We start from the raw sequence: 15,825 nt of genomic DNA on the forward strand, positions 1-15,825 counted from the left end.
GATCTTCGATCTGGTCGATTACGGGGTCGTGGGCGATCTGTTCACGGTCGTGCCCCAGCTCACCGAAGAGATCAACAAGCGCAAGGGCTGACCGGAGAGCGACGACCGGCCCCACGGCGTGCCGTGGGGCCTCGTCATGTCCTCAGCCCTTCCGGGCGACCGCCCCGTGAATGGGGGCGACCACGCCCTCCACCAGCTCCGCGCCCGGGTCCGGACGCCAGCGGGTGGCCAGCTCGACGCCCGGGTCGAGCAGCTCCAGGCCCTCGAAGAAGGCGGCCAGCTCCACCCGCGACCGGGCCTGGGAGGGGATGCCGTTCTCACGGTAGATCTGGACGACGCGCTCCCAGGTCCGCGGGTCGAACTCGCCGCTCACATGCGACAGCACCAGACAGCTCCCCGGGGCGAGCGGCTCCATCAGCCGCCGTACGATGCCGCGCGGGTCGTGCTCGTCCGTGATGAAGTGCAGCAGCGCGATGAGGGAGAGCGCCACCGGCTTGCGGAAGTCCAGTATCTGCGCGGCGCCTTCGAGGATCTTCTCGACCTCGCGGACGTCGGCCTGGAGATACTCGGTGCGCCCCTCGGACGTGCCGCGGAGCAGCGCCTCCGCGTGGCGCAGCACGATGGGATCGTTGTCCACGTAGACCACGCGCGCCTCGGGAACGGCCTTCTGCACCACTTGGTGGAGGTTGGGCTCGGTGGGGATGCCGGTCCCTATGTCCAGGAACTGGCGCACGCCCCGGTCGGCCAGCAGCTGGGAGGCCCGTTGCATGAACGAGCGGTTGACCCGGGCCATGGTTCTGACGGACGGAAAGAGTGAGATCACCTTCTCGGCGGCTTCCCAGTCGACGGGATAGCTGTCCTTCCCGCCGAGGTAGTAGTCGTACATCCGGGCCGGATGAGGCTTGCTGGTGTCAATCGCACCAAAGCCGTCACCGGTGTCCGCCATCGATCGCCCTCCGTCTGTCTCGCCGCTCCCCGGTGTGCGCCCGGCGTGCTGCGCCGGGCCGCGCGGAAGCCCCAAGTAGTGTGACACGGGCCTCAGTTGAGTGATAGGCGACACAGCGTGTTCGCGCGCCGAGTGTTCGCGCACCGGTGAGAGCATGCCCCCTCGCGCGGCCGTCCGCGCTCCGTATCGCACGGTGATATCGGGATCACCGGCCGTCCCGGCCGCCGCCGTCCGCCGATACGGGGCGGATACACGGCCGAGCGCTGACCGGTGGCCGGTCTCGGGCGGGCGAAGACGTGCGCGCCGCAGGGTGAGGGTGTGCGCAGATCGGCGCCCGTCTCCCGGAGGTATCCATGCAGGCCCAGTCCGGTACAGGTCCGTCCGTCCAGCGATGGCCGGCGGCCGTCGACGTGCCGCCGGCACGTCGGCGTCGCCTCTCCCGGCGGGTGCGGTGGGTCGTGGGCGTGGTGCTGGTCCTGGCGCTGCTCGGCGGCGGGGGGCTCGCGGCCCGGAACACGGGGCCGGACGGGCGGGTCGCCGTCGCGGCGTCGGGGAGCGGCGCGGCCATGGAGCTGCCGTGGCCCGACGACGGCCAGGCGAGTGTGGCGGTCCCCGGCATCGGCTCGCTCGGGACCAGCGGCGAGCAGAAGCCGGTGCCGATCGCCAGCGTCGCCAAGGTGATGACCGCGTATGTCGTCCTGCGGGAGCATCCGCTCCGCCAGGGCGAGTCCGGACCCAGGATCACGGTCGACCAGCGGGCCGAGGACGAGTCCCACTCGCTGGACGAGTCGACCGTGCGGGTCCGGGCCGGACAGGAGTTGACACAGCGTCAGCTGTTGGAGCTGCTTCTGCTGCCGTCGGGCAACAACGCCGCCCGGCTGCTGGCGCGGTGGGACTCAGGCACGGAGCGGGCCTTCGTCGAGAAGATGAACCATGCCGCGGCCGATCTGGGGATGGGACGTACGACGTACACCGGCGCGAGCGGTTTTGAGGCCACGACCACCAGTACCGCCGCCGATCAGCTGCGGCTCGCCCGGGCGGTCATGCGGGACGAGGTGTTCCGGTCGGTCGTCGCCACTCCGGAGGTCACCGTCGGCGATGTCACCGGGACGGTCGCCAACACCAACAGACTGCTGGGGACCTCGGGGGTGGTGGGGCTGAAGACCGGGTCGAGCACTCCGGCGGGCGGTGCTCTGATGTGGGCGGCCGAGACCGGCGACGGTCACGGCAAGGGCCTCATCATCGGGGTGGTGCTGCACCAGAGGGCGAACACCACCCCGGCGGAGGGCCTTCGGGCCGCCTTCGAGAGCAGCCGGGAGCTGATCACGGCGGCCCAGCGGGAACTGGGCGAGGCCCGCGCGGTCCGCCGGGCCTGAGGCGCCCGCCGGTCCGGACGGGTCCGCCGGGTCTGAGGTGTCCGCCGGGCGCGACGGCCCGTCGGGTACGACCGGCATGGCGGGCACGACCGACGTGGCGGCCGGGCGACGCCCGGATCAGACGCCGAAGGCGTCCGCGTACTGGATGACGCCGGACGGGACCGGCTGGTCCGAGTCGAGGACGAGGGCCATCATCGCCTCGTCGGGCACCTCGAACGGCGCGCGGATCCCCCAGCGGGAGGCCGGTTCGAAGCCGAACCGGGGGTAGTAGTCGGCGTGGCCGAGGACCAGCACCAGGCTCTCCCCCCGCTGCCGCGCGGCTTCGAGCGCGGCGCGGATCGCCGCCGACCCGGCGCCCTGCCGCTGGTACGCGGGGAGCGTCGCGCACGGTGCGAGCGCGAGCGCGGGCCGGCCGTCGACATGGCAGCGGGTGAGCAGGGCGTGGGCGGCGAGAGTGCCGTCGGGAGCCTGGGCCACCAGGGAGAGCCCGTCGATCCAGGCCTCGGCGTCGGTGCGCAGGGCGTCGACGAGATCGGCCTCGGCCGGGGTGGGGAAGGCGGCGGCGTTGACGGCGTGGACGGCCGCGACGTCCTCGGGCTGCTCGGGGCGGGTGGTCCAGGTGGTCATGGCGTTCCGTTTCCTCGGTGCGGGGGAAGGGGCGACTCTCGCGGCCTGCCGGCGCGGCTGTTCGGCCTGCCCGGCGCGGCGCTCGACCGGCTCGGCGCGGCATTCGGCCGGCTCGGCACGGCTCTCCGCCCGGACCGCGCGGCTCGGCTCAGACCGGGATCCGGAGCGTGAGGACGGTCCGGACGCTGCGTACCGCTGCGGTCTCCGTGACTGTCATCGACTCACCCCCTGTGATCGCCGCGGCCGATTCCGGTCGCCCTGCGTGATCCACGCTAACACGACCCGCCGGGCCGCCCCGGTGTGCACGGCGGGTCGCGCCGGGCCGTGGCACGGTCGTCGTACGCCGGATACACGCCGTGTTCACCCGGTGCTGGTCTCCCGTGCGCCCCCACGGGGCATCACCTCTCAGAGCGCAGAACCCTTCAGACCCCAGATCAGGCTGTCGGAGGAATCCATGCGAAGAAACTCACCCGCCCGGCTCGCCGCCCTGTCCGCGTCCCTCGTCGCCGTGTCGGCCGCCGTCGCGGTGGCGGGCGGCGGCACGGCCGAGGCCGCCGATCACTCCGGGGAGGCGTCCGCCCGGGCCCATCGGCCGGCGGCCCCCGCTCCCCTCACGCTCCCCGCCGCCGTCGACGGCGGCGCCTGGCGGTCCGGCCATCTCCAGGGCACGGCGCTGGACGAGCGCGGCGGCTTCATGTACTTCTCGTTCACCAATCTCCTGGTCAAGACCGACCTCCGCGGCCGGCCGATCGGCTCGGTCACCGGCTTCACCGGGCATCTGGGGGATCTGGCCTTCAACAAGGACGACGGCCGCGTCTACGGATCGCTGGAGTACAAGGCGGCGAAGGCGTTCTACGTCGCGATCTTCGACGGCGACCGCATCACCCGGATGAACATGGACGCCGAGACCGACGAGGTGCTGTCCACGGTCCATCTCAAGGAGGTCGTGGAGGACTACACGGCCGACATGAACGGGGACGGCGTCTTCGACGGCAACACCGCGAACACCCCCGACCACCGGTACGGGTGCAGCGGCGTCGACGGCATCGCCTTCGGCCCCGGGTTCGGCTCCTCGCGCGGACCCCGGCTGACCATCGCGTACGGCGTGTACTCGAACACCGGTCGCGCGGACAACGACCATCAGGTGCTGCTCCAGTACGACGTGCGGTTCTGGGAGCGGTACGAGCGGCCGCTCACCGAGAGCGACCCGCACACCAGCGGCCCGGCGCGCCCCGGCGGCAAGTTCTTCGCGTACACCGGCAACACCACCTACGGTGTGCAGAACCTGGAGTACGACGAGCACAGCGGCGACTGGCGGCTGGCCGTCTACAAGGGGAAGAAGAAGACGTTCCCCAACTACTCCCTCTTCGTCGTCGACGGCTCGCAGCGGCCCCGCTGGGGACTGGTGCGCGGTCAGGCGCGCCCCGAGCTGGGCCGGATCCTCGCGCTGGCCCCCCGGGGGCTGCACGACGAGGAGTCGGGGGTGTACGGGTACCAGTCGGCCGGGCAGTACGGGCTGATCTCGCTCGACGACGGCCGCTCCTACGTCGCCGAGGCGGGCACGGCCCAGTCGGACGGGGTCACCCTGCAGACGGGACGCGCGGTGCTGCACCGCTGGACGGGGCTGACCCCGAATCCGTTCGAGCCGCTGCGCCGGCGCTGAGCGGACCGCCGCCCGAGCCGCCCGAGCACCCCGAGCAGCTTCAGCCGCCCCCGCCGCCCGGCCCTCGGGGAAAGCCGGGCGGGCCGGCGAGGGTCAGGGAGCGGGGTCGAGGACGACGGACAGCTCGGTGAGGCCCCGGAAGGCCGGAAAGGGCACTTCGAGCCAGGCCGGCTCACGCCCGGGGTCGGCAGGCGCCAGCCCCGGGAAGCGGCCGAAGAGTCCGGTGAGGGCGATCTGGGTCTCCATCCGGGCCAGGGGCGCGCCCAGGCAGTAGTGGATGCCGTGGCCGAATCCCAGATGGGCGCTCTGCGCGTTTCCCGGCCGGTTGACGTCGAACCGGTCGGGGGCGTCGAACTTGAGCGGATCGCGGTTGGCGGAGTTGAGCGCGATCTGCACGAGGGCGCCCTCAGGGATCCGGGTCCCGGCGATGTCGAGGTCCTCCGTGGCGTACCGGAAGGTGCCGGTCTCCACCGAGCCGTCGTAGCGCAGCAGCTCCTCGACGGCCGGGCCGATCAGCTGGGGGTCCTCGCGCAGGGCGCGCAGCTGGTCGGGGTGGGCGAGCAGCTGGTGGACGGCGTTGCCGATGAGGTACGCGGTCGTCTTGTGGCCCGCGAACATCAGCAGGAAGGCCGTGGAGATCATCTCGTGCTCGGTGAGGCTGTCGTTCTCGTCCCTGGCCTCGATGAGCGCGCTGAGCAGATCCTCGCCGGGGGTGGTCCGCTTCTCCGCGATGATCTCCGCGAAGTACGCGTACAGGCTCTCCTCGGCGCGCTGCTGAGCGAGTTTGGACTCCTTGCTGAAGCCGGTCTGCGCCACTGTCGTGGACCAGTCGTGGACCTTCGCCCGGTCCCCCTCGGGCACGCCGAGGAGTTCGCAGATCACGATGATGGGCAGGGGGAAGGCGAAGGCGGGGAGCAGGTCGACCGGCTCCCGGGTCGGGCAGCGGTCCAGCAGGGTGTTCACGATGTCCTGGATGCGCGGGCGCAGGGCCTCCACCCGGCGGGGGGTGAAGCCGGAGTTCACCAGTTTGCGCAGCCGGGTGTGTTTGGGGGGATCCGAGTTGAGCATGTGGTCGTCGAGCGCCACGGAGGAGTCGCCGAAGATCCTCCGGTAGGAGTCCATGGCCCCGTACATGTCCTTGCTCAGCCGCGGGTCGGAGAGAGCGGCGCGGGCGTCCTCGTACCGGGTGATCAGATAGGTCTCGATGCCGTGCCGGGGGCGGATCGGGCAGACGGGGGCGGTCTCCCGCAGCCGTTCGTAGACCGGGTAGGGGTCGCGCCGGAACTCGGGGGCGCACTGTTCGGCCGCGGCGGCGGGGTCGTCGACGGTGGTCACGGACGGCTCCTGAGGTCGAAGACGGCCTCGGCGTTGCCGCCGAGGATGCGCTGCTGGGACGCCTTGTCGAGCGGCAGCTTCTCGATCATGCGGATGAACTCCTCCAGGGGCACGCTCATGGGCGGTGAGTCGGTGCCGAACAGCATCCGTTCCGGGCCCAGGACCTCGGCGTTGAGCCCGAGATGGGCCGGGCTGAAGGTGCTGGTGTCGACGTACAGCCGGCGCAGCGCGGCCCCGGGGTCGGCGGGCGGGGCGGCGGCGGGCTGTCCCTGGGGGCCGTCCGCGCCCCAGTGCCGGGGGCGGGCCGCCGTCTGGAGGCGTTCCGGAAGCAGGGCGAGCGCGCCGCCGCCGGTGGCGCCGATCAGTCGCAGATCGGGGTATTTGTCGAGCCAGCCGGCGAAGGCGATCATGGCGAGGCCCGTGGTGAGGTCCCCGAAGCGGCCGATCTGCTCGACGAAGCCGAGGTCGTCCACCCGTTCGGTGCCGATCGGTTCGGCCGGGGCGTGCACCAGGACGGGTTTGCGGGTCTCGGCGGCGAGGGCGAAGAAGGAGTCGGCCTTCGGGGAGCCGAGGAGTTCGCCGTGGACGCTGGAGGTGGTGATCAGGCCGACGAAGGCGGGGTCCTGGAGGGTCTCCCGTACGCCTTCGAGGTGGTCGTCGTCGCCGAACGGGTTGGCGTACACATAGCCGCGGAGCTGGTCGGGGAAGGTGCCGATCAGTCCGGACATCCAGGCGTGGAAGCCCCGCAGCCGGTCGCGCGGCTGGCGGTAGTTGTCGACTCCGGGGACGCGGGCCATCGCGCCGGCGCCGACGGGGCTGCCGATGATGGTGAGGTCGATGCCGGCCTCGGCGCGGGCGGCGAGCATGCCGTCGACGTCGGTGAGGGCGGGGGGCATGGGGAAGCGCCGGGCGGCCTCGGGCGGGGAGAGGTGTCCATGGATGTCGATGATCATGGGCGGGTTCCCGGTGTCGGTGTGAGCGCGTGGGCGACGGCGACGCAGTCCTCGTCGCCGTGGCCCTGTTCGGTGGCGCTGACATGGGTCTCGGTGGCGGCGGCGAGCAGCGGGAGGCGCAGTCCGGCCGCGGTGGCCTGGCTCGACGCCAGCAGCAGGTCCTTGGCCATCAGGCGCAGCCGGAAGTCGGGCTGGTCGAAGCGGCCCGCGGTCAGGCGTTTGGACTTGAAGGCCATGACGGGTGAGGCGAAGCCGCTGCCGGCGATGGCGTCGAGGACGAGTCCGCGGTCGAGTCCGGAGGCCGCGGCCAGTTCGACGGCCTCGGCCATGGCCTGCACCTCGATGCCCATCAGCAGGTTGAGGAGCAGCTTCATCCGCATGCCGGAGCCGAGTTCGCCCAGGTGGACGACTTGCTTGCCGAGCAGTTCGAGCAGGGGGCGCCCGGCGGCGAAGACGCGTTCCTCGCCGCCGACGAAGAGGCGCAGCTCACCGCTGCGGGCGTGTTCGCGGTTGCCGAGCATGCCGACGTCCAGCACGGAGTGCAGGTCTCCGGTGAGCCGGACGACCTCTTCGGGGGCGACGGTGCTGGCGCAGACGAGGGCGCCGGGGTACGCGCCGCCGGAGAGGATGCCGTCCGGGCCGCGCAGCACGGCGGCGAGGGCGTCGCTGTCGGCGACGGTGCAGATGGCGGCGCTGGTGCCCTCGATGGCGGCGGCGGGGTGGTCCGCCGCGACGGCGCCGGCCGCGGCGAGCGGCGCGGTCCGCTCCGCGGTGCGGTTCCAGACGCGGACCTGGACGCCCTGGTCGAGAAGGCGGGTGGCGAGGCCGGTGCCCATCGAGCCGAGGCCGAGCACTGCGACGGGGCCGGTGGGGTGTGTCATGGCTTGGCTCCCACGGTTTCCTGGATGATCCGGAACCGCAGCGACTGGGTCTGGTCGACCCAGACTCGGAGCGGTTCCAGCAGCGCCCGGTGGTCTTCGCCCTGCTGCCAGGCGAAGAAGTGTTCGGGCGACTCCCATTCGCTGCTGATCACCCACTGCCGGGAGTCGTCGATGGGTTCTCCCAGCCGGTCGATGATGTGGCCGGGGACGCTGGCGACGGACTTCCGTATGCGGTCGTAGGCGTCGCGGAATCCCTGTTCCCCGCCTTCGACCACGTGGACCGAGTACACCACGGACAGCTTGTCGGCCTGGTGGCCGTTCTGCTCGGTGCGCATGCCTCCTCCTGACGGTCATTTCCGGCAAAGCACGCATCCACGGACTCATGGCTGCCGTGGGCACGCAACTCCGGCGCGGCCGGGGCCGGGCAAGGCGCGGGGCTCCGCCGGGCGTACCGGTGCGTACGGGTGAGGGGGCTGCGCTCTTCGGGTGCGGGCGCGGGGCGGCGGCGGGTACGTCTCCGGGGCGCCGGGCGGGGCCGGGCGGGCTTGCTCCGTTCCGGTGGCGTCGCCGGGCCGCGCCCGGAGGGGCCGTCGCGGTGAGGCGGGGCGGAGAGGCGGGGCGGGGCGGCAGATCCCGCGAGGTCCGGCGGCGCGGGTCCGCCCGCGCCGGGCGTACGGTCGCGCCGGGCGTACGGTCGCGCCGGGCGTACGGTCGCCGGGTCCGCGCCGGTCACGCGCGCCCGGTCACGCGCCCGGGCCCTCAGCCCGTCGGGCCCCCGCCGGGTCCTCGCGCGGTTCCGGCGCGCCGCGCAGATAGACGTGCTGGATCTGGGCGCGGGGGCGGCCGGTGTCGGCGTGGACCAGCAGCCGGACGACTCGGGGCGGTGCGCCGGGGACGTCGATCTCGACGGCGCAGAGCAGGGGCACGTCGTGGAGGCCGGAGGTGCGCGCGGCGAGGGCGGGGAACTCGGCCGTCAGGTCCGGGGTCGCGGTGAACAGGACGGAGATGACGTCGTCGACGGTGAGCGCGTTGCGGTGCATGACCTCCGCGAGCAGCTCGGCCGTCGCCTCGAGGATGCTCTCCCGGTCGTTCCCGTCGGCCTGGGTGGCTCCCCGGATCGCCCGGGTGGCGACCGCTCCCCCGCCGGAGAGGAACCCCGCGAGGACCGCGCGGTCGACGCGCCGTCCGACCGGCGGACCCGGCGGACCCGGCGGGCGCTCGCGAGACGCGCGCGGCTCGCCGGACGTACAGCTCAGAACGAGCGCCGCGACCATGGCGGTGATCACCAGCAGGCCGGCGGTCAGCGCCATGAGGGGAATGTGTGGGGACACGTCTTCCTCCGTGTTCCTCCGTGCCCCGCCTCGGCATGCCGGTGCCCGGCACGCGGCCTGGGCCGGCCGCGTGCCGGGCACGGTGGCGTCATGCGATGCGGAGCGCCTCGGTGGGCTGGAGCCGGGCGGCGCGGAGCGCGGGGAGCAGTCCGGCGAGCGCGCCGATGGCGACGGCCGCGACGAGTCCGCCGCCCCAGGCGAGCACCGGGACCACCGTCTCCCACCCCTTGATCTGGGCGTAGACGGCGGTGGCCAGACTGCCCAGGGCCACTCCCGCGACACCGCCGAGCGCGGCGAGCAGCACCGCCTCGGACAGGAACTGGACCAGGATGTTCCCCTTGGTCGCGCCGAGCGCGCGCCGGAGCCCGATCTCCGACCGGCGTTCGAGCACCGAGATGACCATGGTGTTGGCGACCCCGATCCCGCCGACGAGCAGGGCCACGGCCCCCAGGCCGAGGAAGAGCCCGTTGAGCGCGGACTGGGTCGCGGCCCGGGCTTCGAGCGCGGCCGAGGGCTGGCTGACCTTGACCTCCTCGGCCTTCTCCGGGTTGGCCGTCGCGGCGAGGACCTTCTGTACGTCCGTCACCTGGTCGGTGTCGGCGCGTACGTAGACCGTGGACGGGTGGCCGTCGAAGTCGAGGTACTTCTCGGCGGCCGGCCAGCCGACCATCACCGCCGCGTTGATCTCGGGCGTCAGCCGTACGGATTCGAGGATGCCGACGACGTAGAACCACTGTCCGCCGACCCAGATCCGGGCCCCGGAGTGGATCCGCGATATGCCCAGCCGCTTGGCGGCGGTCGCGCCGAGGACGGCGACCGGCTGCTCGGCGGTGGCCTTGTTCAGGAACCGGCCCTCGGCGACGGACGCGCGCACCGCCCCGGGCAGCCCGAGGCTGGTGGCGGTCACCGAGATGGCGTTGGTGTTCGCCTTGGGGATGTGCTGGTTGCGGTAGGCGGACGCCTTGGTGTTGCCGGTGCTCTGGACGTTCTCCACCGGGCCGATGCGGTCGATCATCGCCGGTGCCTCGACGGGCAGTTTGGCGTCCTCGCCGCTGAGGGTCTGGCCGGGGGCCACCCGCAGCAGATTGGTGCCCAGCTTGTCGATCTCGGCGAGGAGTCCGGCCTGCGAGGAGGCCGACAGACCGAGCACCGCCACCATCGCCGCGACGCCGATCGCGATGCCGAGCGCCGAGAGCGCGGCCCGCATCCGCCGGGTGCGGAGCCCGACGCTGGCGGTCCTGGCCACATCGGCCGGGTGCATCCGCCCGGAGGGTGGAGCCGTGAGGGTCATGTCGGGCGCCTTTCCGTGGACCCCGGCCCGTCCGCCGGGCCGACGTCGGTGACGATGCGGCCGTCGAGGACTTCGATGCGCCGCGGCAGCTGGGTGGCGAGATCCCGGTCATGGGTGATCACGACGATGGTCGTGCCCTCCGCGTTCAGCTCCCGCAGCAGGTTGAAGATCGCCGCGCCGTTGACGCTGTCGAGGTTGCCGGTGGGCTCGTCGGCGAGCACGATCGCGGGATTGCCGACGAGGGCCCGGGCGATCGCGACCCGCTGGCGCTCGCCGCCCGACAGCTCGGCCGGCCGGTGCTTGATCCGGTGGCCGAGTCCGACCCTGGTCAGGGCGATGGTCGCCGCGTCCGTACGGGCCGAGTGCCGGACGCCGGAGTACAGCATTCCGTCGGCGACGTTCTCCAGCGCGGTGGCGTGCTGGGCCAGGAAGAACTGCTGGAACACAAAGCCGATCCGGGAGGACCGCAGCCGGGCCAGGGCCCGGTCCGACATCTTGGCGACATCGTCGCCGACGATCCGGACCGTGCCGGAGCTGGGCCGGTCGAGACTGCCCATGACCTGGAGCAGGGTCGACTTGCCGGAGCCCGAGGGGCCCACGATGGCCACGAGTTCGCCGCGGTGGATGGTGAAGGTGGCCTTGTCGAGCGCCACCACGGGCGAGACCCCGGGGTAGACCTTGGTGACCCGGTCGAGCTGCATGACCGGCTCGCCGGGCCCGCGCCGGCCGGTCGCTCTCTCTTCGGTCGTCGTCTCGGTCATGAGCCCGGCACCACGACATCCTGACCGGCCCGGAGCCGGTCGCCGCTCACTTCGACCCGGCCCGCGCTGCCGTCGAAGAGCTTGGTCTCCACCGGGATCAGCTCACGGGTGCCGTCCGCCTTGACCACCTCGACCGCGTACCCGCCGCCCGCCAGGGCCAGCAGCGCGTCGACGGGCACCGACAGCACGTCCTTCACGGTGTCGGAGACGATGGCGACCTGGACGGGCGCCTTGTCGAGCCGGCCGGTCACCTTCGGCTTGGTCGGCTTGATGGTGACGTCGATGGTGGTCTTGCTGTCGCCCTGCTTGGCCACCTTGCCGACGGACGACACCACCCCGGGCGTCGAGGTGTCGTCGGGCATCGTGATGGTCACCTTGTCGCCGACCTTCACGTCGGACTGCTGGCTCGCGTTGAGTTCGACGGTGACCTGACGGCCGGTCGACGAGCCCTGGATGATGGGCTTGCCGGGGGCCGCGGAGCCGCCGACGATCGCGTCGACCTTGGTCACGCGGATCTCGTCGACCGGCAGGAACAGCGCCTGTCCGAGGCCGAGTTTGCCGGTCTCCTCCACGCCGATGTCGTCCTGGAGCTTCTTGAGCGCCCAGCGCGTCTGCCGGCTGAAGTAGTCGGAGTCGGGGTCGATCTGCTCGTCGGTGGCGTAGCCGAGTTCGACGAGCGCCGCGTTGAGCTGCTTGACGTCCTCGCCCTCGTCGCCGCGCTCCAGCGCCCGGTAGACCGGCGTTCTGGCGCCCTTCAGCAGGATCACCGGCTCGCCGTCGACCCAGTACAGCGGCTTGCCCTCGCGGATCACCTGGCCCACGGCGGGCACCCGGGTGACCGTGCCGCTGGTCTTGTTGACCACGTCGTACGAACCGGCGTAGCCCAGGGTGCCGTTCTGCTGGGTGCGGGAGGACAGCGTGCCCTTGGTCACCTTGGCGGTGCTGGTCGCGGTGTCCTTGCTGCTGACGGTGGTGTCGTCGCTCCGGGCGTCGAGGGGGCCGGCCACGGCCACCCCCACCCCGCCCGCCGCGACCAGGGCGACGACGATCGCCGCGGTCCGTCCGCGCCGGCGGTGGCGCGCCCGGGGGCGCTGCTCCGGCTCATCGGGCGGCGGGGCGCTCTCCGCGCCCTCGGTGGAGATCTCTGCAGTGGTCACGGTCAGTTTCCGCCCTCAGCGCCGGGAGCCGGAGCGCCCTGCGGCTTGTACTGCTTGCAGGCCTCGTCGGCCTTCTTGAACTGCTCGGACTTGGGGTCCACTCCGGTGTCCTGCCCGAGGATCACGCCGCCCTCGGCGTCGGGGTCGGGGAAGTCGGAGAGCCCGTTCTTGCGCATGCACTGGGCGAACTTGACCTGGTCGTCGCTGCTCCACTCATTGCCGCCCGGCACCTCGACGGAGCCCCGGGTCGGCCGGTGCTCCTTGCACGCCTCCTCCGACTTCTTGAAGGCGTCGGACTGCGGGTCGACGCCCTTCGGGAGGGTGATGCCGCCGCCGGACCGCGGGTCCGGGAAGTCCTCCACGCCGTTCTGGCGCATGCACTTGGCGTACGCGACCGGGTCGCCCTTGCCCGCTTCCTCGGCGGCGCCCTCGGAGGTCTGCTTCGCCGACGGCACGCTGGCCACCGGGGGCTTGTCCTTCCCGTCGTCCCCGCAGGCTCCGACGAGCAGGGTGACGGACGTCAGCAGGACGGCCATCGCGGTGGTCCGGCGCAGCCGGCTCGTACCGGTCCTGCTCCGGTCGGCCGCACGGAGGGATGTGACTGTCATGTGACTCTCCATAACTCGATGACCTGCGTCCGCCCGACGGCTCGGTGCCGGACTTCCGTCTCGTGGTCCTTTCTACGGAGGCCGCGGTTTCAGCACGGTTTCGCTCTTGGCGGCGCGCTCCGGCCGAGGTCACGGCCGTACGGGGAGGACCTGCCCGCACCGGCCCGGGTCACGGCGGCCGTACGCGAGGGCGTGCCCGCATCCGTGCCGGCGCTCCGGCCGGGTCACGGCGCACGAGAAGGGCCCCGGTCCGCCGAGGGGGGCGGCGGACCGGGGCCGGGAGGGCCGGACTAGGAGGTGGCCGCGGGGGGACCGCCGAGCACGGGCATGAACTTGACGCACTTCTTCTGCGCCGCCTTGTACTCGGGGGTGTTCAGGTCGATTCCCATGAACATTCCCCCCTCGTCGGGCTCGGGAAAGTCGGGCTGGCCGTTCTCCCGCATACAGGCGACATATTTCGTCGCGTCGATTTTGGGCGCGTCCGGGGGCCTGCTCTGCTTCTGTCCGACCGGTGGCGCCTGCTTGCGGCAGGTTTCCTCGGCCTGCTTGAACTCCTTGGTGTTGACGTCTATCCCGGAGGACGCCTCAAGCCTGATCGAACCATTGGTCTCGGGCAGCGGGAATTTCTCCACGCCCTGTGCCCGAAGGCACTTGGAGAAGGCGAGATTGGCGATGTACTTCTCGTCGTCCACCTTCTCCGACGGCGAGGCCGCGGCGCCGGCGGGCTTGTTGTCCCCGTCGGACGAACCGGCCGAGTCGAACGCGAAGGCCAGTCCGGCGACCACGAGGGCGACGGACAGCCCCGAGCCCACGCCGACCGCTACGGCCATGCGCAACTGCTTCTTACGGTCGGTTTCCCGTCCCTCTGCGGGACCCACCCTGTCGTCCATTTACACTCCCCTGTCCTGGAGTCGTGCGGAAATCAGACGTCCGATTTCCGCGAGGGGCGTCGGCTTCATCATTCCGTCGTGATCGGACTTGACCGTGACGCTCTCCACGATCCCATCCACATAGGGTGTCCAACTGTTCGGCGACCCTGCCGTCTGCCCGATTGCCGGATTTCCTTCGGATGCGATGAAGAGCATCAGGTCGCCCCGGTAGACACGGGGGGTGAACTCGTGCAGGAGACGCACATTGCGTGCGTTCACCTCGTGGATCTCGCGCAGCATCCGGACCCTGTTCCGCGGCGCGGCGCCGGCGTCCCCGGGAGCGCCTTCCGGCACGCCGTGCGGGGGCTCGGCGGGGTTCGGGTAGCCGTCCAGGCTGACCAGCAGGGCGACCTCCTCCCCCAGCTCCTGGAGACGGGTGGCCACGGCCTGCGCCGTGGTCCCGCCGAAGGACCAGCCGAGGAGGTGGTAGGGCCCGGCGGGCTGGACGGCCCGGATCCGGTCGGCGTAGTCGGCGGCCATCTCCTCCAGGGTCGGCGGCGTCTCCTCGTCCGCGCCGAAGCCTCTGGCCTGGAGGCCGTAGACGGGCCGGTCGGACGGCAGATGCTCCGCCAGGCCGGTGTAGCACCAGCTCAGTCCGGTGCTCGGATGGACGCAGAACAGGGGCGGCTGATCGCCCTCGGTCCTGATCGGCAGCAGCAGGCCGGTGTCGTCGGCGCCGGGGCCGCCGGTGAGCGACCGGGCCACCGCCTCCACGGTGGGCGCACCGATGAGCGCCCTGATGCTGACTTCCGCGTTGAGCACATTGCGGATCAGCGCGATCAGCCGCATGGCGATCAGTGAGTCGCCGCCGAGGTCGAAGAACGAGACGTCGGCGCCGACCCGTTCGAGGCCGAGCACCTCGGCGAAGAGTTCGCAGAGCGCTTCCTCGGTGGGAGTGGCGGCGGCGCGGCCCTCCAGCCCCGCGAGGTCCGGGGCGGGCAGCGCCTTGCGGTTGAGCTTGCCGTTGACCGTGACCGGCAGGGCGTCCAGGACGACCGTGGCCGCGGGGACCATGTAGTCGGGCAGCCGCTGGGCCGCGAACTGCCGCAGCGCCGGTACGTCGATTCCGGCCTCGGTCCGGGGGACGACATAGGCGACGAGCCGCTTGGCTCCGGGCCGGTCCTCGCGGACGATGACCGCGGCCCGGTCGACGGTGTCATGACCGGCGAGCACGGACTCGATCTCCCCCGGCTCCACCCGGAACCCGCGGATCTTCACCTGCTCGTCCGCCCGCCCGGCGAAGACCAGCTCACCGCCGGCCGTCCACCGCACCAGGTCCCCCGTCCGGTACATCCGCTCCCCACGCCCGTACGGACTGGCCACGAACCGCTCGGACGTCAGACCAGCCCGGCCCAGATAGCCCCGGGCCAGACCCGGACCCGACACATACAGCTCCCCGGCCACACCCACCGGCACCGGCTGAAGGAAACCGTCGAGCACATAGGCCCGGGTGTTGAGCAGCGGCCCTCCGATCGAGACGGGGCTGTCCTCGCCCGCAGGCGTCAGCGGCTCGCTCAGCGAGGCCATGACGGTGACCTCGGTCGGCCCGTAGGCGTTGACGAGACGCAGTTGCGAGGACCAGCGCTCGACCAGCGACGGCGGGCACGCCTCGCCTCCCACGACGAGTCCGACCACGCTGTCCGGCAGCTGCCGCACCGGCGCGAGCACCGACGGCGGCACCAGCAGATGGGTCACGCCGTAGCGGCTCGTCACCTCTTCCAGCGATCCGTGCGGCGGCAGCTGATCCGCGTCGGCCACCACCAGCGCCGCACCCGAGAGCAGTGCGGTGCACAGCTCCCACACGGAGGCGTCGAAGCTCAGCGACGCCAGTTGCAGCAGCCGCGATCCGGCTCCCACATCCAGCCTGGCCCGCTGGGCGGCGACCAGGTTGCCGAGGCCCCGATGGGAGACCACGACGCCCTTGGGACGGCCCGTGGAACCGGACGTGTAGATCACATACGCCGCGT

The 15,825-nt window shown here is 72.0% G+C and carries 15 protein-coding genes; 2 read left to right on the forward strand and 13 right to left on the reverse strand.

From position 1 onward, the window contains the following. Nucleotides 1–142: 142 nt before the first annotated feature. A complete protein-coding gene (locus ACF089_RS35500; protein ID WP_392036261.1) occupies nucleotides 143–946 on the reverse strand; it encodes an SAM-dependent methyltransferase in 804 nt (267 codons plus the stop codon). Between the two features lie 353 nt (nucleotides 947–1,299). Here ACF089_RS35500 and ACF089_RS35505 point away from each other — a divergent pair, with 353 nt between their 5' ends. Continuing rightward, complete coding sequence (locus tag ACF089_RS35505) at nucleotides 1,300–2,322, forward strand: D-alanyl-D-alanine carboxypeptidase family protein (RefSeq protein ID WP_392036264.1); 1,023 nt, start codon at nucleotides 1,300–1,302, stop codon at nucleotides 2,320–2,322. A gap of 117 nt (nucleotides 2,323–2,439) precedes the next feature. Here ACF089_RS35505 and ACF089_RS35510 read toward each other — a convergent pair whose 3' ends face one another. Beyond that, entirely contained in the window at nucleotides 2,440–2,949 is a 510-nt protein-coding gene (locus ACF089_RS35510) for a GNAT family N-acetyltransferase (protein ID WP_392036267.1), read from the reverse strand. 454 nt (nucleotides 2,950–3,403) lie between these two features. On the opposite strand from ACF089_RS35510, the gene ACF089_RS35515 reads away from it, so the two are divergent. Beyond that, nucleotides 3,404–4,612: a hypothetical protein gene (locus tag ACF089_RS35515; RefSeq protein ID WP_392036270.1), complete on the forward strand. Its 1,209-nt coding sequence runs from the start codon at nucleotides 3,404–3,406 to the stop codon at nucleotides 4,610–4,612. A 93-nt stretch (nucleotides 4,613–4,705) separates the two neighbouring features. Here ACF089_RS35515 and ACF089_RS35520 read toward each other — a convergent pair whose 3' ends face one another. The 11 genes from ACF089_RS35520 to ACF089_RS35570 form a co-directional block, all read right to left on the reverse strand. Continuing rightward, the gene (locus ACF089_RS35520) at nucleotides 4,706–5,947 is read right to left on the reverse strand and encodes a cytochrome P450 (protein WP_392036273.1); all 1,242 of its coding nucleotides are present in this window, start codon (nucleotides 5,945–5,947) and stop codon (nucleotides 4,706–4,708) included. Further along, nucleotides 5,944–6,900, reverse strand: coding sequence for an amidohydrolase family protein (locus ACF089_RS35525; RefSeq protein WP_392036276.1), 957 nt, complete (start codon nucleotides 6,898–6,900; stop codon nucleotides 5,944–5,946). Before ACF089_RS35525 ends, ACF089_RS35520 begins: the two co-directional genes overlap by 4 nt. Next, on the reverse strand, nucleotides 6,897–7,781 hold the full coding sequence (locus tag ACF089_RS35530) for an NAD(P)-dependent oxidoreductase (protein ID WP_392036278.1): 885 nt from the start codon (nucleotides 7,779–7,781) through the stop codon (nucleotides 6,897–6,899). The genes ACF089_RS35525 and ACF089_RS35530 overlap by 4 nt, the downstream gene beginning before the upstream one ends. Continuing rightward, a complete protein-coding gene (locus ACF089_RS35535; RefSeq protein WP_392036281.1) occupies nucleotides 7,778–8,116 on the reverse strand; it encodes an antibiotic biosynthesis monooxygenase family protein in 339 nt (112 codons plus the stop codon). The genes ACF089_RS35530 and ACF089_RS35535 overlap by 4 nt, the downstream gene beginning before the upstream one ends. A gap of 408 nt (nucleotides 8,117–8,524) precedes the next feature. Next, nucleotides 8,525–9,091: a chorismate mutase gene (gene aroH, locus ACF089_RS35540; RefSeq protein ID WP_392036284.1), complete on the reverse strand. Its 567-nt coding sequence runs from the start codon at nucleotides 9,089–9,091 to the stop codon at nucleotides 8,525–8,527. 109 nt (nucleotides 9,092–9,200) lie between these two features. After that, nucleotides 9,201–10,403: an ABC transporter permease gene (locus tag ACF089_RS35545; protein ID WP_392036286.1), complete on the reverse strand. Its 1,203-nt coding sequence runs from the start codon at nucleotides 10,401–10,403 to the stop codon at nucleotides 9,201–9,203. Then, nucleotides 10,400–11,164: an ABC transporter ATP-binding protein gene (locus ACF089_RS35550; protein WP_392036289.1), complete on the reverse strand. Its 765-nt coding sequence runs from the start codon at nucleotides 11,162–11,164 to the stop codon at nucleotides 10,400–10,402. Before ACF089_RS35550 ends, ACF089_RS35545 begins: the two co-directional genes overlap by 4 nt. Next, nucleotides 11,161–12,321, reverse strand: coding sequence for an efflux RND transporter periplasmic adaptor subunit (locus ACF089_RS35555; protein WP_392036291.1), 1,161 nt, complete (start codon nucleotides 12,319–12,321; stop codon nucleotides 11,161–11,163). Before ACF089_RS35555 ends, ACF089_RS35550 begins: the two co-directional genes overlap by 4 nt. A gap of 2 nt (nucleotides 12,322–12,323) precedes the next feature. After that, a complete protein-coding gene (locus ACF089_RS35560) occupies nucleotides 12,324–12,929 on the reverse strand; it encodes a hypothetical protein (protein WP_392036294.1) in 606 nt (201 codons plus the stop codon). Between the two features lie 290 nt (nucleotides 12,930–13,219). Further along, a complete protein-coding gene (locus ACF089_RS35565; RefSeq protein ID WP_392036296.1) occupies nucleotides 13,220–13,759 on the reverse strand; it encodes a hypothetical protein in 540 nt (179 codons plus the stop codon). A 60-nt stretch (nucleotides 13,760–13,819) separates the two neighbouring features. Continuing rightward, nucleotides 13,820–15,825: amino acid adenylation domain-containing protein (locus ACF089_RS35570; RefSeq protein ID WP_392036299.1), on the reverse strand; the 2,006-nt coding region annotated here is incomplete at its 5' end.

This window comes from Streptomyces sp. NPDC014894, assembly GCF_043080985.1.
Taxonomy (GTDB): domain Bacteria; phylum Actinomycetota; class Actinomycetes; order Streptomycetales; family Streptomycetaceae; genus Streptomyces.